This window comes from Paenibacillus sp. NPDC058177, assembly GCF_042883835.1.
Taxonomy (GTDB): domain Bacteria; phylum Bacillota; class Bacilli; order Paenibacillales; family Paenibacillaceae; genus Paenibacillus_AQ; species Paenibacillus_AQ agri.
In genome coordinates, this window is sequence record NZ_JBHVVB010000001.1 from 1,299,099 (window position 1) to 1,318,356 (window position 19,258).

The 19,258-nt window shown below is 47.6% G+C and carries 20 protein-coding genes; 6 read left to right on the top strand and 14 right to left on the bottom strand.

What is annotated here, in order from left to right:
• Positions 1–149: 149 nt before the first annotated feature.
• From ACFVU8_RS06180 to ACFVU8_RS06200, 5 genes are read left to right on the top strand one after another with little or no spacing between them, the layout of a single operon-like run.
• Positions 150–728: a CD3073 family putative ECF transporter S component gene (locus ACFVU8_RS06180; protein WP_379466771.1), complete on the top strand. Its 579-nt coding sequence runs from the start codon at positions 150–152 to the stop codon at positions 726–728.
• Positions 718–1,236 (top strand): CD3072 family TudS-related putative desulfidase, encoded by a 519-nt coding sequence (locus ACFVU8_RS06185; RefSeq protein ID WP_387426292.1) that lies wholly within the window; start codon positions 718–720, stop codon positions 1,234–1,236. Before ACFVU8_RS06180 ends, ACFVU8_RS06185 begins: the two co-directional genes overlap by 11 nt.
• Positions 1,229–2,065, top strand: a complete 837-nt coding sequence (locus tag ACFVU8_RS06190) for an ATP-binding cassette domain-containing protein (protein ID WP_387426293.1) — start codon at positions 1,229–1,231, stop codon at positions 2,063–2,065. Before ACFVU8_RS06185 ends, ACFVU8_RS06190 begins: the two co-directional genes overlap by 8 nt.
• A complete protein-coding gene (locus ACFVU8_RS06195; protein ID WP_387426295.1) occupies positions 2,056–2,928 on the top strand; it encodes an ATP-binding cassette domain-containing protein in 873 nt (290 codons plus the stop codon). Before ACFVU8_RS06190 ends, ACFVU8_RS06195 begins: the two co-directional genes overlap by 10 nt.
• A gap of 18 nt (positions 2,929–2,946) precedes the next feature.
• Positions 2,947–3,738: an energy-coupling factor transporter transmembrane component T family protein gene (locus ACFVU8_RS06200; RefSeq protein ID WP_387426297.1), complete on the top strand. Its 792-nt coding sequence runs from the start codon at positions 2,947–2,949 to the stop codon at positions 3,736–3,738.
• A 102-nt stretch (positions 3,739–3,840) separates the two neighbouring features.
• Here the strand turns inward: ACFVU8_RS06200 and ACFVU8_RS06205 are convergent, their stop codons facing one another.
• On the bottom strand, positions 3,841–4,818 hold the full coding sequence (locus ACFVU8_RS06205; protein WP_387426299.1) for an ROK family protein: 978 nt from the start codon (positions 4,816–4,818) through the stop codon (positions 3,841–3,843).
• A gap of 152 nt (positions 4,819–4,970) precedes the next feature.
• On the opposite strand from ACFVU8_RS06205, the gene ACFVU8_RS06210 reads away from it, so the two are divergent.
• Positions 4,971–5,456, top strand: coding sequence for a CcdC protein domain-containing protein (locus ACFVU8_RS06210; protein ID WP_387426300.1), 486 nt, complete (start codon positions 4,971–4,973; stop codon positions 5,454–5,456).
• Positions 5,457–5,586: 130 nt separating this feature from the next.
• Here the strand turns inward: ACFVU8_RS06210 and ACFVU8_RS06215 are convergent, their stop codons facing one another.
• The 13 genes from ACFVU8_RS06215 to ACFVU8_RS06275 form a co-directional block, all read right to left on the bottom strand.
• Positions 5,587–7,059 carry a hypothetical protein gene (locus tag ACFVU8_RS06215; protein WP_387426303.1) on the bottom strand — a complete coding sequence of 491 codons (1,473 nt, stop codon included), beginning with the start codon at positions 7,057–7,059 and terminating at the stop codon, positions 5,587–5,589.
• 21 nt (positions 7,060–7,080) lie between these two features.
• Positions 7,081–7,590 (bottom strand): sigma-70 family RNA polymerase sigma factor, encoded by a 510-nt coding sequence (locus ACFVU8_RS06220; protein ID WP_379466764.1) that lies wholly within the window; start codon positions 7,588–7,590, stop codon positions 7,081–7,083.
• Between the two features lie 143 nt (positions 7,591–7,733).
• Positions 7,734–8,687, bottom strand: coding sequence for an ABC transporter substrate-binding protein (locus ACFVU8_RS06225; RefSeq protein WP_387426305.1), 954 nt, complete (start codon positions 8,685–8,687; stop codon positions 7,734–7,736).
• Positions 8,688–8,719: 32 nt separating this feature from the next.
• Entirely contained in the window at positions 8,720–9,748 is a 1,029-nt protein-coding gene (locus ACFVU8_RS06230) for a FecCD family ABC transporter permease (RefSeq protein WP_387426307.1), read from the bottom strand.
• Between the two features lies 1 nt (position 9,749).
• The gene (locus ACFVU8_RS06235) at positions 9,750–10,754 is read right to left on the bottom strand and encodes a FecCD family ABC transporter permease (protein WP_387426308.1); all 1,005 of its coding nucleotides are present in this window, start codon (positions 10,752–10,754) and stop codon (positions 9,750–9,752) included.
• Positions 10,755–10,877: 123 nt separating this feature from the next.
• Entirely contained in the window at positions 10,878–12,521 is a 1,644-nt protein-coding gene (locus ACFVU8_RS06240) for an AraC family transcriptional regulator (RefSeq protein ID WP_387426310.1), read from the bottom strand.
• 145 nt (positions 12,522–12,666) lie between these two features.
• Positions 12,667–13,419, bottom strand: coding sequence for an ABC transporter permease (locus ACFVU8_RS06245; protein WP_379466759.1), 753 nt, complete (start codon positions 13,417–13,419; stop codon positions 12,667–12,669).
• Positions 13,416–14,165 (bottom strand): ABC transporter ATP-binding protein, encoded by a 750-nt coding sequence (locus ACFVU8_RS06250; protein ID WP_387426313.1) that lies wholly within the window; start codon positions 14,163–14,165, stop codon positions 13,416–13,418. Before ACFVU8_RS06250 ends, ACFVU8_RS06245 begins: the two co-directional genes overlap by 4 nt.
• A 323-nt stretch (positions 14,166–14,488) precedes the next feature.
• Complete coding sequence (locus ACFVU8_RS06255; protein WP_387426316.1) at positions 14,489–15,427, bottom strand: hypothetical protein; 939 nt, start codon at positions 15,425–15,427, stop codon at positions 14,489–14,491.
• A 177-nt stretch (positions 15,428–15,604) separates the two neighbouring features.
• Complete coding sequence (locus ACFVU8_RS06260) at positions 15,605–16,786, bottom strand: MGDG synthase family glycosyltransferase (RefSeq protein WP_387426318.1); 1,182 nt, start codon at positions 16,784–16,786, stop codon at positions 15,605–15,607.
• Between the two features lie 61 nt (positions 16,787–16,847).
• Positions 16,848–17,627 (bottom strand): COG4705 family protein, encoded by a 780-nt coding sequence (locus tag ACFVU8_RS06265; protein WP_387426319.1) that lies wholly within the window; start codon positions 17,625–17,627, stop codon positions 16,848–16,850.
• Positions 17,628–17,686: 59 nt separating this feature from the next.
• The gene (locus ACFVU8_RS06270) at positions 17,687–18,436 is read right to left on the bottom strand and encodes an ABC transporter permease (RefSeq protein WP_387426322.1); all 750 of its coding nucleotides are present in this window, start codon (positions 18,434–18,436) and stop codon (positions 17,687–17,689) included.
• Positions 18,411–19,166 carry an ABC transporter ATP-binding protein gene (locus tag ACFVU8_RS06275; RefSeq protein ID WP_387426324.1) on the bottom strand — a complete coding sequence of 252 codons (756 nt, stop codon included), beginning with the start codon at positions 19,164–19,166 and terminating at the stop codon, positions 18,411–18,413. Before ACFVU8_RS06275 ends, ACFVU8_RS06270 begins: the two co-directional genes overlap by 26 nt.
• Positions 19,167–19,258 lie beyond the last annotated feature (92 nt).

Genomic DNA, 19,258 nt, shown 5'->3' on the forward strand with positions numbered 1-19,258 from the left:
ATTGATTCGTCTGTAGCTGTTGTTTCTGCTTAGAGGTCTTTCCTTCAACAGCTCGCTATGTACAAAGGGGGAGTAGGGTTCATATTTACATTGCACATCTATTTGTAAAGTCATAAGACAAATTATGAATCCCTAGGAGGAACAAGTACATGAATCAAAAGACACTTGTAATCACACTGGGCGCGCTCGCGATTGCGATCAACGTCATCGCAGGCACCGTCGTCAGTAATCTGAAAATCCCTTTTCTTTTCCTCGACACTGTTGGTACCATCTTTATTGCTGCTGTATTCGGACCATTATGGGGTGCGCTGGTCGGTCTGCTGACCAACCTTGTACTCGGTGTAACCTCCGGCTACACCGCTATCCCGTTTGCACTAGTTAACGTAATTGTGGGACTTGTCGTTGGTTACGCGGCGCGTAAGAACGGCTTCCGTTTCTCTTCCGCATTAATTTCCGGTATCTTACTTGGCGTTCTCTGCCCTGCAGTCGGCTCCGTGATCGCCATTGGTTTGTTCGGCGGTTTGACCGGAGGCGTGCAGGATGTTGCTGTACTTTGGTTGAAACAAGCGGGTTCTAGTCTCTTCGCGGCTGCTTTCCTGCCACGGCTTGGCGAGAATCTGATCGATAAAATTCTGTCTGCACTTCTTGTCTACTATGTAGTTAAAAATCTGCCGCAATCCCTGATCAAACGTCCATCCCTGAAAAAGAAGGCTTCCCGTGCAGCGTAGTAAACGTATCGTTGTCGCCTCCCACTGCGTCATTAACCAAAATGCCGTTGTGGAAGGCGAAGCCCGGAGTCCAGGCGTCATGAAAGCGGCAGTCGACTGGACCTACGAGCAAGGATACGGGATGTTCCAATTGCCTTGTCCCGAATTCACATTTCTGGGGCCTGAACGGCCTCCAATGACCGTAGAAGAATATGATACACCGGAGTTTCGCGCACACAACCGCAAAATTCTGCTGCCTGTGGTCGAGCAGCTCAAGACTTATCAGGATCACGGATATACGATTGTAGGCGGCCTTGGTATTTCAGGCAGTCCTTCCTGCGATCCCGGAAAAGGCGTGTTCATGCGCGACTTTCTGGAGCTAGCCGCCGAGGGCGGTGTGGATATTGATTTCTTCTGGCAAATCCCCAATACGGCTGACGGCACCTTCAATCCTGATGATGCCAAAAGCGTCTTCGGCCCAGTAAATCAAGACAAACCCGAAGGGAAGGCGGCGACCATCAATGATTGATATCCGGAACGCCACCTTCTATTACAATGAACCTGATGAAGAAGATGAGGATGCCGGTCACAAGCCGGCATTATCTCATGTATCCCTTAACATTCCCTTCGGTGAATTTGTTGCGTTTCTGGGGCGCAATGGCTCCGGCAAATCTTCCTTGTCCCGGCTGTTAAATGGCATAGAGTTACCAACCGAAGGAACGGTTCTGGTAGAGGGACATAATACGTCTGAGCGTTCCTCCCTTCCAGCGATCCGCCGGGCCGTCCAGATCGTGTTCCAGAATCCTGAGAACCAGCAGGTGGGCATCACTGTCGGAGAAGACATCGCCTTTGGGCTCTCTAATATCGGCTGGCCACAGGAGGAAATCGCAAGCCGTATCGCCTGGGCCATTCAATTGGTTGGGCTGGAAGCAGATGAAGAACGTCCTGTCAGCAACTTGTCTGGTGGCGAAAAGCAGAAACTGGCTCTAGCCTCGGTTCTCGCTCTGGCCCCATGTTGCCTCATCCTGGATGAAGCCACTTCTATGCTTGATCCTGTAGCCCGCCGGCAGTTCGTTGAGACTCTGCACGAAGTCAGGAAACAGGTGCCCTTCACCCTTATTTACATTACACACCATCTGGAAGAGGTTACTGGTGCGGACCGTTGGGTGCTGTTCCGCAGCGGCGAGATCGTAGCCGAAGGTACCCCTGCCCAACTGGAACAGGATACCGTGTTACTGGAGAATTGCGGATTGGAGCTGCCTTATTACCACAGGCTTGCCGGGCTGCTTCGTCAGCAAGGCATCTCTGTTCCGGCAGATATGAATGAACAGAATTTGAGGGATTTATTATGCAGATAAAGCTGAATGACGTTACCTTTTCGTACAGCAAACGCCGTAGGAATAAACCTCTGGCCGGTCCGTTCGTACTGCAGCATCTAGGTCTGAGCGTGGAAAGCGGCGAGATGCTTGCCATCGCCGGGAAATCCGGATCCGGCAAGTCTACCTTTCTCCAGCTTCTAAAAGGATTCCTGGCTCCTTCAGAGGGTACGGTAGAACTGGACGCCACAGATCCGCATCTTAGCCGCCGACCTGAGGTGTTTGACAGGGTCGGATTTATTTTTCAATATCCAGAGCATCAACTCTTCTCTACCACCGTGTTCGAGGACATCGCCTTTGGCCTCCAGAGCGCTAAGCTCACAGCGGAAGAGAAAGAAGTCAAAGTACGCGCAGCCATGGAGGCCGTGCAGCTAGATTACAAGCAATTCAAGGACCGCAGTCCGTTCGAGCTGAGCGGTGGTGAAAAACGTCGGGTCGCCATCGCCGGTGTAGTCGTGTTAGAGCCAGAAGTGTTGATCCTTGATGAGCCAACAGCTGGACTGGATCTTCAGTCCCGGACCGCCCTCTTCGATCTATTGCATTCCATGAACCGGCAACGGGGAATGACTGTGATGTGGGTCAGCCATCAGCTGGAGGAAATTCTGGAGCATGCCTCACGTCTCATCGCCCTGAAGGAAGGACAATTCCTGGCCGACGGGCACCCCACAGCCCTTTTGTCAGATCCGTTATTACTAGAAGCCTTTGGATGGGAAGAACCGCCCGCTTTAGCTGTAACGCGGTTGCTGCGGGAGCTGGGATCCGTTCCCAGCAATGAAATCCTCTCCCCGCAGGAAGCAGCAGATACCATCACCAAGCTGCTAAGCAGCCGGCAAATATCAGTCTAATGAAAATGAGGGAATAGGATGTCCGGAAAAAGCTTCTTACTTTATCAGAAACGCAATTCCTGGCTGGAGCGCTGGGACCCGCGGATGAAAATATTAGCTGTGCTGTTGTTCGGGGCTGCGCTTCTGTTGACCCATAGCCCGGAGCTGAAGACGGCTCAGCTTCTGATTCTTATTGCACTGTGGGGAGTTGCTAAGTTATCCTGGCGGGTATTGGTCTTTACCCTCTTGTCGTTGTCACTCTTCTTCGCTTCGACAATGATTTATCAAGCTTTACTGGTGACGAGCGCAGGGGATGTAATGATCACCTGGGGACCGCTTCATTTCTCTAGGCCAGGGGCCATCAAAGGAATCATGATGTGTGAGCAGATTGCCGGAATCGTGCTGCTGCTCTCTCTGCTGGTGCGGACGACCTCCCCCATTCTGCTCGCAGAGGGGCTGGAGATCTTGCTGAAGCCTTTAAAAAAATGGCGGCTCCCCGTACATGAAGCCGTGATGATGTTCTCCATCGCTCTGCGTTTCCTGCCCATCCTTATGGAGGAATTCGATAAAATTCGCAAGGCACAGCTGGCTCGCGGAGGCGGTTTCCACCGAAAGGGGATCACCTCCCGCTTCAGCGGCGTAATGCCAATGCTGATGCCATTGTTCGTGATGTCCATTCTCCGTGCCAAAGACCTGGCAGTAGCGATGGAATCCCGCTGTTACCAGGGTGACGAAGGCCGTACACCGATCCGTATCTATCGATTCCGGCTCAGTGATTATGCCGTCTTTACCTTTTCACTGGCAAATCTGCTGTTCATTTTTGTGTGGTAATCGATATTTTATTTAAAAAGGGCAGATCCGGATTATTCCGTATCTGCCCTTTTTCGGATAGATTATAGTGTTATCTTTGGTAGAACGTGGTGCTCCATAATCCTATGGCTTGTTCGCAGCAAATTTCTCTTGAGCATAGAGCGCTGCACCAACCGTACCTGCCCTGTCCCCTAGCTCGGCCTGCACAATCCTGCATCTGCTTCCGGAAAGTTTAAGAGCGTGTGAATTTACAGTCTCTCGAACGCTATTTAACAATCGGTCTCCAGCAGCTGCCATGCCTCCGCCGACGATAATAATCTCAGGATTCAACAAATTCACAACATTCGCTAGCCCATAGCCGAGCAAGGTTCCGGTTTCATGCATCACTTCTATTGCCAAAGGATCACCAAGATCATATGCCTCCGAGATCATTAACGCCGTTAGACTCCCGTATTCATTTCGAACCCATTTCTGAAGGATACTAGTTGCGCCTTTGTCCAACTTCTCTTTGAATGTGTTTACCATGCCTACTGCAGACACATATCTGCCTAGGCAACCGGAGCTTCCGCATTTGCATGGACGCCCATTCCGGTACATGTTCATATGGCCGATCTCTCCTGCGCTATAGCTTGTACCGTACACAACCCTTCCGTCGTTTACAATTCCCGAGCCAAGTCCCGTTCCCAGTGTAAGCAAGACTACATTATGAAACCCTCTTCCACTGCCTAGTCGCCATTCTCCATAAAGATTCATGCGCACATCGTTGTCAATATAAATAGGAAAATCATAAAAAGATTTTAGTTCATTCACAATGTGAATCTGTTCCCAATCCGGAAAATTCGGTGAGAAAATCGAGAGTCCCTCCTGCGGGTCCAAAAGGCCGGGGATGCCTATTCCCAGGCATTGGATTGAATCGATCCTCTCTCCATTATCGTTGGTTAGAATTGTAAGCGTATCCCTAATACGGCTCAAGACATGCTGCGGGCCTTTAGCTGCTTCGGTGGGTATCGATATTTCTTTTATTACATGATAATCAGTATCAAATATTCCTGCCTTGATGTTGGTTCCACCTAGATCAATACCAGCTATGTATTGTTCCATTACAATCCTCCTGGAAATTAATACGGGTCAATGCGATTATACAACAGGCCAACAGATGACAAAAGTCACCTTAACGAATTACTTTGTACACTTATAAAAATTTTAAATATCCGCGATACTTAGGTTACACAAAAAACAGACGAGGTGCTACCATGAATCCATTATCTTTAACAATCTCATTCCTAATTATCGTACTTATTTTGAGGGGCGTTATCCAGGGCAGTAAGAAGCCATTGCACGAATCTGGTCGGAGACTTTTGATCCCGGTTCTCTATATCTCTTCATCTTTGTTTGAATTATTCGACCCTACGTTAGTGCTTACTTCTGGCAGAATTATTAGCTCAATTGCTATAGGTGCGATTCTGTCGATCCCATTAATTCTGGTGACACAATTTGAGCGGAAATCGGATGGCAAGATGTATTATAAAAGAAACGTGTCTCTTTATGTTTTAATTATTGTTATCTTCTCGCTCCGCTTACTTGACTTCTTGTTCATTTCCGGCATTGATCCGAAGACACTTGGTTTCCTGAACAATGTATTCACCCTAACCTATATTGCCATTTGGCGAATGGCTAGCTTCATTAAATTTCATAATACCAAGTCTAGAACTGGCAAATCTTGGGGTAAAATCGCTTGATTGCAGTTCTTCCATAGGTAGCTACGCTCCGCTATGATCAGCATAAGCGTAAATTAAAAAGCTGCTCGGAACTGCTGGTTCCGTAGCAGCTTGTTAGCATTTTAGAGGCCGTTCAAAGGCAGGCCCTCTCTTACTTTTTCGAGTACAACTCTACAGCCTGTGTATCCATAATCGGATTCTTATATCTCTCAATGGTTATTGTCAGCGGTTGCGGATAATCCTTAGCGTTCTCTCCGAACCGATAACGAAGCTGATCTTCTGCCGTACCATCCCTAGACACACTAGAGCCAGCCCAACTCCCTCCTGGAGTGGTTTTATTCACACTGACTTTTTTATGCACTTGACCTTCCGCGTCAGTGAACGTTTCCGACAAGGCGTTATCTGTGCTTAGGTAATGCGCATTATCAAACTTATGCCGCAACAGGATCTCTCCGGGCTCTGCATAATCTTCTGGCTTAGGCTCGACAAGTTCAAGATTACTTCCCGGGGCTTCAATAATCTGATTCTTATTAAGATCAACGACAATCTTCATCTGATCCTTCTCCACAGCAGAAATCCCAAAAGCCTTCAACGAGATGGAGTCCGGATCATTATACTCACTGCTTTTGAACACCAGCGTAGCCTTGGAACTATCCTTGTAAATTTCAGAGTTGTAAGATGTAATCAGCGAGGGGTAATACGTTTTTTCGGTTTTTCCACCTTTTTCAACCATCAGTACAGGATTTATCAATTGAAAAATTTGCTTCTCATTATTCTTATCGTATTCGATATCAACATAGGTCCCGAGTGGCGTATAGAGTACCTTCTGCACATTAATTTTTTGTCCATCCACTATCAAAGTGCGGTTAGCAGTGACTGTATGCGATTGCTCTTTGAGCATATCCGAGTCAAGCTCGAACGGGATATCAAGCTCGGTTCGATATTTCTTGCTGCTGGATAGAAGGGCCTTCTCTGAAGTCTCGGTAAGAATAATACTGAGTTTCACCTCTCTTGGATAGGACACTGATGGTAATAGATTAGCTGAATATATAAAATTTTTAGTTTGGCCCGGCTTAATTTCGCTCGTACCTTTAGTTATGTCCAGTGAAGTTCCTATGGAAGGCGCTTTAACAGTACCATAATCCAGAGTAAAACCGGCATGAACTACCGGGTGAACGGAATCATTCTGTACATTGTACAAGACGTACACTTTCCGACCATCCGTAACAGCTCCCATCACCTCTGCCCGAAAACCATTTTTTTCTACGCTATGGTATACAGGGGCTATAAGATTCCGATCCAGCAAGCTTTCAAAGGATTGATCTCTTACGCTGGATGATCTGAACAATTCAGAATCGCTCCAGGGCTTGTTCACTTCACTCCGTACCGTAGCCTGAACAACCTCTTTCACCGGGGCTTTCACGATTGAAAGGATTAGTATAACCGCTACGGCCGCAGCCGCCATCCCGATACCCAATGAATACTTGCGTCTTCGCTCTCGTTTTCTCCCTGTCATGATTCCACCTCGCATGGCATTGTATAGATGCTTTTCCTCGAACGCTTCGGCATGCTGGTTCACCTCATGAGCATTCCGGAGCAGAATGTCTTTCTCTTTATCGATCATTATCATTCACCTCCTGCATCTCTAAAGATATCTCCGAAGCTGCTTGAGGCCTTCGCGTACCCAGGTCTTGATGGTACCTTCGGGTTTTTTAAGCACCTTGGCAATTTCTACAGTAGTCATGTCCTGGTAGTATTTCAGGATCACGGCATGCCGGTATTTGGGCTTCATCCGATTCATCGCTCGCTCCAGATCAATTCGTTCGTTGCTCTGCATTTCCTGCGCTGCCTTCTCTATCAGCTGCTCAGCTGGGAATACGCGTTTCTTACGCCGGAGCTCGTCCATACAGCAATTGATGGTAATCCGAATCACCCAAGGTGTAAAAGCCTGCTCATCCTTCAGCTTCTTACGCTTCATCCAGGCCCGGCAAGAGGCCTCCTGTACGACTTCGAGCGCATCCGCTTCATTTCCAAGGTAGCTGTAGGCAATCGCATAAAGTTTACGATGTTCAACATACAAACGTTTAAAAAAAGCTTCTTCTTCTGACAGTGCAAAATCTGTTCGTCTGATCTCATCTATTGTATTTTCCACCATCACTCCCCCTCGTTCTAAAAGTAAGACGCAGTTCTGTCGAAAAACGATTTATTTTTTCTCAATTATACCTTTTCTCCTCAATGCAAAAGAAACTGCCCCTTCAATGAATTGAAAGGACAGTCTCTTCTTTTCTTTTTCAAAAATTACTTTTGAAACAGCTGCTCAGCATCATCTAGTGCCATACTTTGGCCGATGGAGGAATAATCCAGCCACTTTTGCCCATCCAGCATATAGATATGATTGTTTTTGACTGCTTTTAAATTTTTCCAGACCGGGTTCTTCTCCAGCTCTTCAAAATTGCTCTTCGCCTCATTGCCTTTACTAATGATCACAAAGATCGCATCAGCATCAAAGTCTGGCAGTACTTCCTTGGAAATCACCTGGTATGGATCACTGGCTGGAATTTTCTCTACTCCATCAGCCATGTTCAGCTTCAAATCCTCGAACATGATCGGTCCCAGCGGGCGTTTTGTTCCCATTACACGAAGTTCTTTCGCCGTCATTCGGATGGCCATAACCTTCGCATTCTCACCCAACTGTTCCTTAATCAAGCCACTGACCCGCTCGGCCTTGGTATCGTAATCCTGAATGAAATCCTGGGCTTCCTTTTCGCGTCCGACATGCTCAGCAATCCGTGTGAGATGATCGCGCCAGGTTCCGCTATCCATATCAATGGTCAGGGTTGGAGCGATTTTCTCGAACTTGGGCAAATCCTCGCCGGAATAGACCTTATCAATATAGATTACATCCGGCTTTAACCCTAGAACCGCTTCCATATCCGGATCTGTTACCACCCCGAGCTTGGTCACACCTTCCAATCGGTCAGCCACATGAGGCAGGAAATCTTTCAGATCACCGCCGATTACAGAACCAGCAGGAGTAATGCCCAGCGCCAGCAGATTGTTGGTGATATGAATGGACATAGAGGCGATTTTGGCGTCCGCACTATGGGTCGGTGAAGCCGATTCCGATTGCGTTGAATCCGAAGCAGCTGCAGAATTTGCTGTTGTGGAGCTTGTCGATTCGTTAGACTTCCCGCAGGCAGCCAATATTGCGAGCAGCATCATTGAGATTATAGCTAAGGTGATTTTTTTCATGATGATTCATTTCCTCCAGAATGTTCAATCTTTTATTTTGTCTTAAACAATAAATATAGAAAATAAGGACCGCCAATTGCAGCAACCACCACACCTGCCGGAATGGCATTGGGGCGAAAGATCGATCGGCCGATTGTATCCGCTGTGACCAGAATAACCAGACCGATAAGCGCAGCTACCGGTAGAAAATAACGGTGCTGCGGGCCGGCCAGACGTTTGGCGATATGGGGTGCGACCAGACCAATAAATCCAATCCCGCCTGCAACCGACACACTGGCGCAAGAGAGTGCAACAGCCATGCCCAGTAAAGATAGACGTTCCCGGGTAACATGACTGCCCACACTGTAGGCGGTCTCATCGCCCAGTACAAAGAGATCCAGCGCTTTAGAGCGGCTATAGATCAATGGAACAAGTACCACAATCCATGGCAAAAGCGCACCTACATGTATCCAATCCCTTCCCCAGACACTTCCTGCTAACCAGCGCGCTGTGAAGGCATAGGTCTTCTCGTCCAACTTCAAGGATAGTAAAAGGGTAACCGCACTAATCCCGGCAGCAACGGCAATCCCAACCAAGATTAAACGAATCGGCATTAACCCCCTGTGGCGGTCATACGCGAACATGAAGATAATTAGTGCGCTCAGCGTCCCCCCAACAAAGGTAAACAGCGGAATCAGAAGGGCAACAGGACCTTCCATTGTCCGAAAAAAGGAGACGAAGATGATAAGTCCCAGCGCCGCCCCGGTATTAATTCCGAGAATGCCTGGATCGGCAAGCGTATTCCGTGTCGTTCCCTGAAATACCGCACCCGCTATTCCCAGTCCGATTCCGGCCAGCATCGTTATGATAATCCGCGGCATGCGGTAGTCAAATAAAATCATCTGTTCATCGCTGGTGCCATACCCTAGCAGCGTCTTCCACACTGTCAGCGGGGTTAAAGAAACAGTTCCGGTATTGAGACTAATCATAATTACGGTTACAGCAAGCAGTATCAGGATGCTGCTCACTATGAGCGCGCGTCTGTTCCTTTGTGCCTCCACTGACGCCATATTGGGTTTCATGTTAGAGATCTCTCCTTTCTTTACGGGCCAGGTAAAGGAAGAACGGGACCCCAACCATCGCTACCATTGCACCAATTGCAAACTCTTGCGGCGGATTGACCATTCGTGAGGCAAAATCAGCCCAGACAAGCAATGTCCCTCCGAGTAAGGCGGAGAACGGAATCAATAGCCGATAATCCACTCCGAGTGCACGCCGGGCGATATGCGGCACAACCAAGCCTACGAAGCTTATAGAACCTGCTACAGCTACGGACGAACCGGCAAGAATTACTGCTGCAATCAGCCCCAGGATACGGATTTTGTTCGTATGTATTCCGAGATTAGCGGCGGTTTCGTCTCCAAGCGACATAAAGGTAATTGGCCGCCCCATACTAATCGCCCATAGGATCGTGATCAGGACTATCGGTGTCAGAATCCGCAAATGCTCCCAATTCACTCCCGCCACGCCACCCGCATACCAAAAGGCTAAATCCTGGCTTAATTCGAAATAAATCGCAACGCCTGTGCTGAGTGAATGAAGGATCGCTGCAACGACAGCCCCGGCAATAGTTAATCTTATGGAAGTCAGTCCACCCCGGGTGGAGGAACCGAGCAGCACGATAAATGAAGTCGTTAAAGCTGCGCCCATGAATGAAAAGATAATGAGTCCCCAATAGGAGAGCCCCGGCATAAAAGCAAAACATAGACATACCGCAAAGGCAGAGCCTGCGTTGACTCCGAGGATGCCGCTGTCTGCCAGCGGATTGCGCGTCACGCCCTGCATTATGGCGCCCGCCACGGCAAAAGCCATTCCTGTTACGGCTGCTCCAAGGACCCGGGGAAGCCGCAGTTCATGCACAATTTGGTGGTTGGTTAGCGAAGGATCATATTGAAAGACAGCCAACCATACGGTGCCCAGCGTCATTCCTTTGGCGCCAAAGGAAATCGCCAGGAAAATCGTCAGCAATAATCCTGCTATCGCGGTGATAAACCATAGATACGTACAGATTCTTCGATTTAATCTCATAGAACTGCGCTTTGAAAGCCTCCCCCTCACTTAATGATCATGAGAATCATTATCATTTTCTAATTATATCTGACTTCCCGGATAGGTACATGCCAATATCCAAGATCGGAACATGGACTTTTTTTAGATTTCTGCAAGACTTGCAGATTGGGTAAGTAATGAAGCGGCTTCCTCCAACTGCTGGTTAATGACAAAAGGAGCATAGATCATCCACTTCTCCCAGTCGATAAAATAGACCCGTCTATTTCTGACCGCGGCATGCCGTCTCCAGACAGGGTTGTTTTTCTGCAAATCAAGGACCCGGCGCTTGTCCCCTTCTGTCTCCACTGCAAAAAATAGAAAATCAGATTCATACTCCCCCAGCTCATCTGGAGTTATCGCCGTCCAGTTATGTACTGTGCCGATCGGATGTCTATCCATCTCTTTCTGCATTTTCTCAGGAGGAGCTAGCTGCAATGAGCGGTAGAAGACATGTCCGATATTCCTTGCCCCGTACATACGCAATTCAGACTCACGACATACGCATATGGCTACAGTGCCCTGACCGACAGTAGAGCGAAGCGATTTGCGGATTTTTTCAGCCTTCTGTTCATGATTATGCAGCCACCGTACAGCCTCATCCTTCCTGTTGACCAACTCCGCAATGGTCATTAGATGAGCGTACATATCCTGGCTTACCCACGGAATGGCTATAATCGGGGCGACATCATTGATGTGCTCACGGGCTTTGGAGAGTACATTATCCTTGCACAAAATCAGATCCGGCTGTTCAGACAGAAAGACTTCCCGGCTAATCCCCCATGGATCTCTGGCATGCTCAGGAAGTGTGAGACCTTTCGTAATCAAGGGAATGTGACGATGCAATTGAGCTGCACTAGGAATTAAGCCGAGCGTAAATAAATGATCTGTATAAGGCGATGAGAGCGAAATGATTTTTTTGTCCTTGTTCTTCGTGAAAACCCTTGGAGAATAGCCGCTGGACTCTTTGAATCGTCTACTGAAATAGAATTCATCCTTATACCCGACATCCGCAGCGATATCCCTAATCGCCTTGTCAGATTGAAGCAGCATTTCTTTGGCTTTATTCATCCGCAGATGCGTAAGGAAAACTACCGGGGATTTATCCATCGCCTGCTTGAATACCTGGGAATAATAAGACGGATGCAGCTCCGCCATCTCTGCCAGCTTATCAATCCGAATATCCTCACGGTAATGATTCTGCAAATAATCGAGCGTCAGCTTCAGCCGAATATCCATATCATTGGGAGCTTGAGGCTCAGCATAACGTAATATTCCATCCAGCATATCGTGCAGATACTGTTGACTTATGAACGGATTTCGGTCGTTTACAGTCTTACCTTCGGCCACCATGAGATAAAAGAGTCTCTTGAACTGGCTGCCACCAACTGCGATCTGGCCTTGGAGGGGGAATTCAAGCTCTCGCATATATTCTCTGCGGCTCAAGTTCTTTTCCATCAATCGATAGATATCAAAAGCAATCCAGTAGAACTGCAGCTCATCCCCTGCGTTGCTGGCCGTAAGCTGTAATCGGGTTCCCGGCCGATGCATGTGCAGAGTGTTCCGTTCCAACTGGTGCTGCTGCCCATCAACGTACAATTGTCCTTTACCGCGTGCGATGTATAAAAGCATATGATGAGCCAAAGGTTCGCTTTTCGCCCAGGCCGGTACTGAAGAATCTTGGCGCGCCTCCACGATTTCATAGAGTACACCTTTAAGAAAATGATTTGCCTTGACCGGTGTTAGCATGGACAGCCTCCTCCCATCTCTCTAGAAAAAAACACTACCCAATTGGGCAGTGTTTGTGTAATAGATATTTCACAAAGATAATGATAATCAGTATCAATTATAATCAATGTCTACTTGCCTGTCTAGCGTCATCAGAAACCTAGATTCATTGCGGGTGCTTCAATTGCAAACCAGCCGTAAAAAAGAGCCGATAAATCAGCACACTAAGCAGCATGCTCGTAATCGCAGCAGAAGCAGTAAAGGAAAATACAATTAGAATCTGATAACGGACAGCTATGATAGGATCGGCTCCGGCAATAATCATTCCGGTCATCATTCCGGGCAGCTGTACAAGGCCTACCGTCTTCATTCCATCAATCGTTGGAATCATACTGAATTTCACGGAGCTTGCCCGAACTTTCTGCATCGCCTGCTGAGCGGTTGCGCCAAGAGATAGCAGTGTCTCGATCTCTCCCTTATTCGACTGAACCTCCTGCTTGATATGATTAATGAACAGTCCGGAGACAATCATAGCACTCCCAATCGTCATTCCGCTGATCGGAATAATATATTGCGGGGTAGCCTTGATAATATGTAGACCCAGAAGAATTCCCATCATCAGCAGCTCCGAAGCCGAAATTGCCAGAGCAATCCTCCAAAATAGTCCAGGCAAGCCCTTTCCCCGCTTGGCGGCATTCCAAGAGGCAACAGCAATCATAAAGAGAATAATCAGAATTATGTATATGATATGCTCGGCATTAAAAATAAACTGTAGCACATAACCAACGACCAGAAGCTGAACCGCGGACCGTACAGTTCCAACAGCAATGTCCTTTTCCAGGCCTAGCTTCTGCCAGATCGAGACCATCATCGTGCCCATCACAAAGAGCAGTGTGAAGCTGAGTGCGGTTAATGTCATGACTGTAAGGTTCCTTCCGTATGCCCAAATCTCCTAGCTAAGTCCGCCACAGGTTCATTAAAGAAAGAGTCACTGCTGTATTCCTGTAACCCGCCCTTGTCCATCATCCATGTCCGGTTACTGATTCTACGAGCTTGCTCCAGATCATGAGTGACCCAGATGAAGGTTGTGCCTTTCTCCTCGTGCCATTTCAGCAGCAACGCTTCTACCTTCTGCGTGCTGTTGATATCCAGCGAAGCTGTGATTTCATCCAGCAAAAAAATCTCAGGCCGAAGCAGCAACGAACGAATCAGGGAAATCCGCTGCTTCTCTCCGCCTGAACAATCTTCCGCCACTTTAGTAAGATCCAGATAATCAAGTCCAAGCTGCTCTAGCAGCTCGGCGGCAAGGGAAAAATCGTACGGCTGGCCATGCAGCTTGCTTACCGTGCGTAAATTATCCTCTATACTCCCCGGAAGCATGACCGCTTGCTGAGCCACATAGGTAACAGTCATTCGCCATTGCCGGGCAGGAATATGTTGAAAAGACTTACCGTTGACCAGCAGTTCCCCTTCATCCGGCGTGTCCAGCAGCGCCATGATTCGCAGCAGCGTACTTTTCCCTTGACCAGAAGCCCCAATCAATGCAATCCTGGTCGGCTCGGCGATCTCCGCAGAGATCTGTGAGAATAAATACTTGTTCAGAGCGTTGGCATCTGTCGACCAATTCAATTTAGCCAAGTTATGAATTTGAAAAATTGCACTCACGTCGATTCCTCCAAAGGTAGGACTAATAAATCCTTGTTTTTACTTCTCGTTCATTGTATAGCTCCTCTCTATGATACGGATTCATTTGCATTTTAATCAAGCTAAAGTTGTCCTCTGCGGAATTAACGAACCCACAGGTAGATTGCAAATACCGCTGCACGTCTAAACCGTTAATAGGCAAAGGGTGAAAGCTTCAGCCGCCTTAACGCCTTCCACAATTATCGTGCGCTCCTCATCCTTATCGTGACTTCAAAAAAGAACGGATATGAACTCAAGGTTCTTATCCGTTCTAAATTCCGTACAATTGCTATTTCTAGCTCCGTTTAGTCGTGATGTCTACCCTCATGATGATCCTGTACTTGCTGCACCTTTTTCCCATTCAAATCAATGGTATCAGGAGTTGTAGTGTTCAAAGCCGACAATTGAACATCCAGACTTGCAGTTAATGTATGGGACACACCTTGTGCATCCTTACCGGTAAATGTAATGTCGAATTGCTGGCGCTGAATTTCATTGGCAGGATTGACCACTGCGTTCAGATGGATGCTTTGAATTTGCACACCCTCGGTCAACACGATATCCTTGGCGTTAAACAGACTGTGCTTAAATAGATTCTCCGGATCGTTCAGCTGCACTTTCGCCCCGCTGTCCTTCAGGTCCTCACGCTGTGATTGATCCGACAAATGCTTGAAAGCAACCGGTGCGAGCGCTTGAACAACCGCCGGAATTTGCGCACTATCCAGCTGCAGGGAAATATTCTTGGACCCGTCGTTTGCCGTGGTAGAGGTGATTTCATTCTTCAAGTTACCGATCAGTGCATCAATGACCGTCTCTTCCTGACTGTTGAACCAAGCTCCATCCTTGTGCTCTTTACCTTGTTTCTGCTCATCCTTCTCTGCTTTGTCTTGCTTCACATAGTAGGTGTCGGAGGCATCACTTTTCCAGACTTGCCCATCAGGCTGACTATAAAGATTGAGGTTCTGAGAACCTGCTTTTCCGCTAATCTTAACGGTTCCACTCACCGCTTCATTCTTCAGGTTAGCCTTCAATGTACTTTGTGCCCCACTAAGCAGGGAACCGTTATCCTTAAGAACTGCATCTGCCTGAACAGTCACGCTTTGCAGATTCTGCACCGTATTCTTCAGCGCAGCCTTGTAATCTTCATACCCCGAGGTTCCTGCAAACGCCGTAAAGCCAGTGGCCAACATCAGCGCACCACTAATTCCAACTGCACTTCCGGTTAAAAGCCATTTCTTCTTCATGTTTCTTCCTTCCCTTCATTGCTAGTTTTTATCTTGCACAATGCTAATCCTAAGTGATAATCCTAAACTCATCGTGAAGAGACTATTAAATAAATCTTAAATCATGATTGTGCAATCCATTCTTTAAAGAAGAGAACCAAGGCCAGTCGGGTAAAGATCTGCTGCTTACTCTTTCTTTTAGAGACCCTGGATGGTGGTCGCCTGCCCTTCGGTGATTCTGGGTTTAGTGTGCCGAGCCACCGGTTGCCGAGCCTCTATCACTTGCAGCACTTCCGAGACAATAAGCTCCGAAGAGGATTTTCGCGAAAAACTCTTCATTAATTGTTGCTTCACTTCTCTATAGCTTCTTTGTTCCAACTGCTGAAGCTTACGGATGAACTGATCTTCATTGTTAACAACATCAATGATTCCTTGGCTTGCTAACGACTCTGCATTGCCTACTTCCTGTCCCGGAAGCGGGCGATAGACTAGAACCGGGAGGGATTGAGCAATCGCTTCCGTCAAAGTGATCCCGCCCGCCTTGGTCAGCAGACAAGATGCGATAGACATCCACTCGTGCATTTTATCCGTATAGCCCAGCACATGGACACGATTGTTCTGACCAAATAAATCCTCAGTCGCCGTTCGAAGCTTGTGATTATTCCCACACACGACGATGACATCAAAATCGGATTTATCGACCACACTCTGGATCAAACCTCTAATATTAGACAACACACCGTATGCACCTGCCGCTAGAAGAAGATAACGCCTGTTAATGCTTAGTCCATATTTATCGAAGAGGTCCTCACGATCCTGAAGCTGTTCAAAATCTGAACGAATGGGAATACCGCTAACCATGAGTGCTTCTTCCGATATTCCCGCTTCCAGGAAGGCTGGCTTCACACTTTCGGCGGCGAGAAAATACTTGGTGGTATGGGGATGCAGCCATCTTCCATGCAATACATAATCCTTCAGGATTGTGAATGACGGGACGGGACGCCCCGTCTCCTTGATAAGCTGAGCGGCAGCTAAATACGGAAAGGTATGAATAATGATATCCGGTCGTATCTTATCAAGGATCTCCTGCACCTGCCGCTTGCCCATGGAATGAACCCAGCTCCCCAAGGGGTGTCCCGGATTCATCTTGCTCGTCAGTGAATACACCAATCCGTAGATTTCTTGTGAAAGGACGGAGCCACTCAAATAGAATCTGCGGAAGAACTCATTCACACGAGGGTATACTTCAGCAAGCATGTCTATGGTGTGGACACGGCGAAAGCCTCTGTTATTAAAAGCGAGTTCGATGGCCTCAGCGACTTTCACATGACCGTCTCCGAATTTGGAGGTTACAATAAGTACTACTGGATTCTGTTTCATAGAAAAACTCCTCGTTTCGCTTGCCTTCTAGTTCAGCATTGATTTCAGAGAATGAAAGAGACTACAGAGAAACCTGATCTTTCTTGGTTTTGGTCAAATACAGAACCAGTCCCAGAATAATAACGATAAAAATAATGCTGGTACCAGTCGTCCCCAGCTCAAGTCCGCCTTCACTACGGGGCTGTGATAAGTAATCTCCCAGTGACGCCCCCATAGGGCGGGTCAGAATATACGCTAGCCAAAACGCCACAACAGCATTCAGCTTTAGGCGGAAGTGTGCCAAGGTAATCAATCCAATAATAGCGGCAAAGATCACTGCAGAGACCAGGTACCCCAGGTTCATACTTTCGGCGACAAGATCACCGGCTGCTGTTCCCAATGCAAAGGTGAAGAGAATCGCCAGCCAGTAGAACGCTTCCCGCTTTCTTGTGGTAATGGAATGGATCGACAACGTCTTCTCGCTTGCATACCAAGCCACAAAGGTGACCAGCAGGGCCAGAGAGAAATAAAGAGTGGTTGATTCCAGCGGAACTCCGAGATTGTCAACGAGATTGTCAGTAATTAGCGTCCCTACAACGCTAATCAGTACGACTGCCAGCCAATACAACGAAGGAATATATCTATTGGCCGACATTTGAAAAAACAGCGCGACAATCAGCAGACCCGTTATTGCGAGAGTGGTGATTGTTAATCCCCAATTCAAATTGAAATTGAGATAATCTGCTGCCGTTTCCCCCACAGTCGTAGCCATGATTTTAATCATCCAGAAAAAGATCGTGACCTGCGGAACCTTGTTCCATAATTGGAGTTCTCTCTCTACTAAAGTGCTTGTGCTATTCATCGACCCATTCCCCTTCCATATAACAGCATGAATGATTTGCTTACCACCAAAATTCCAGGCTAGACCTCCTTCCTCTCGAAGAAGATGTAGCCTAGGGCCAAAAACATAACCAGGCTGGATAACACAAATACCGAACCCGTTGCCAGCTTGGTAACGGAGATGGAATGTCCTAGCCATAAGGAATACCAGCCTGTATATGAAGTTATGGAGAAGGAGGAGAAGCCTTGCAGAAAGTAAGGAGCGGCTTTGGTCCCTGCGTATAATAGAATTGAAAACACAAGAAAGCCGCCAGCACTCCGGAAAAATTGGGCCATGCATACAAACAAGGCTGCAAGGGACCACATGGACAGGAACGCTGCTACGTAAGCTTTTAGTAATCCGAAAGCGTCGATACTTCCGGTGCCTGAGGTTCCAAACATTAGATTACACAAGGTGCTCACGGTTCCAAGAAGAAGCAGCAATGCTCCGATCGCTACCCCCAGCGCAAGAAACTTAGCCATATAAGCACCTAATCTCGTAATGGGCCGCAGCAGGGCCAGTTTCAAGGTCCTAGAGGAGACTTCCTGTGGAAATAAATCAGCAATCTCCAGAAACAGAAACAGCGGAATCAAGAAGATTGTATAGATCTCCAGCATCTGGACTGGATAGGTTGGACTGACTGTAAACAGTCCCAGAACAGGCTGCAGCGAATGAAATAGTGCAATCAGCAGCAACGGAATGAATACGGATATTGCGAAGAAGAAGATTGTCTTTTTACGATAGATCATGAGCTGGAGTTCGTTTTTAAATCCTGCTGTCAAGCCGTCCATGGTTCATCAGCTCCTTTCCTTTTTGAAGTTCCGCGATATAATACTGCTCCAGAGAATGATTATCCGTCAGCAGCTCCTGAACGTTGCCTTCACGGATCAGAACGCCTTGATTCAAGATCCCTACTCTGTTGCAGAGCTGCTCCAATTCATGAATCATATGACTGGAAATCAGGAAGGTAATCCCCTGTTCAGCAGATAGTTGTTGTACTAGCGCGCGGAAGTGAATCACCCCTTCAATATCCAGTCCATTCGTCGGCTCATCCCAGATGACAAGTTCGGGGGAGTGCAGAATCGACGAGGCCATAGCAAGCTTCTGTTTCATGCCGGTGGAGAAGTGTCTTATTTTTTCTTTGCCAAAAGCGGCTAAACCCACAGCCTCAAGTACTTCATCAATCCGCTGCACTCGGATATTCGGATAAAAGCTGGCATTCAGCTTCAAATATTGAATCGCGGTGACATAATCATAAAAATCAGCGGATTCAATCATACAACCCACCTTCCGCATCCCTGATGCGAAGGAATGCTCCAAATCTTGTCCGAACAATGAAATGCTTCCGAAGCTTGGAGAAATGAGTCCTGTCAGCATTTTTAGAAGGGTCGTTTTGCCGGCACCATTAGGTCCGAGCAATCCGTAGATATCACCTTTTTGCAGCGACAGATTCACACCGCTAATGCCTCTGCCGTTACGGAATTCCTTGCTTACTTCTGTTAGCTTCGCTATATCCTCCATGTCTACTCCCCCTTAGCAATAATGTCTAGTTCCCGTAAGCTTTCCCGCAACATTAGACTACTGGGTAAATCTAAAATGGCTGTGAACAGACT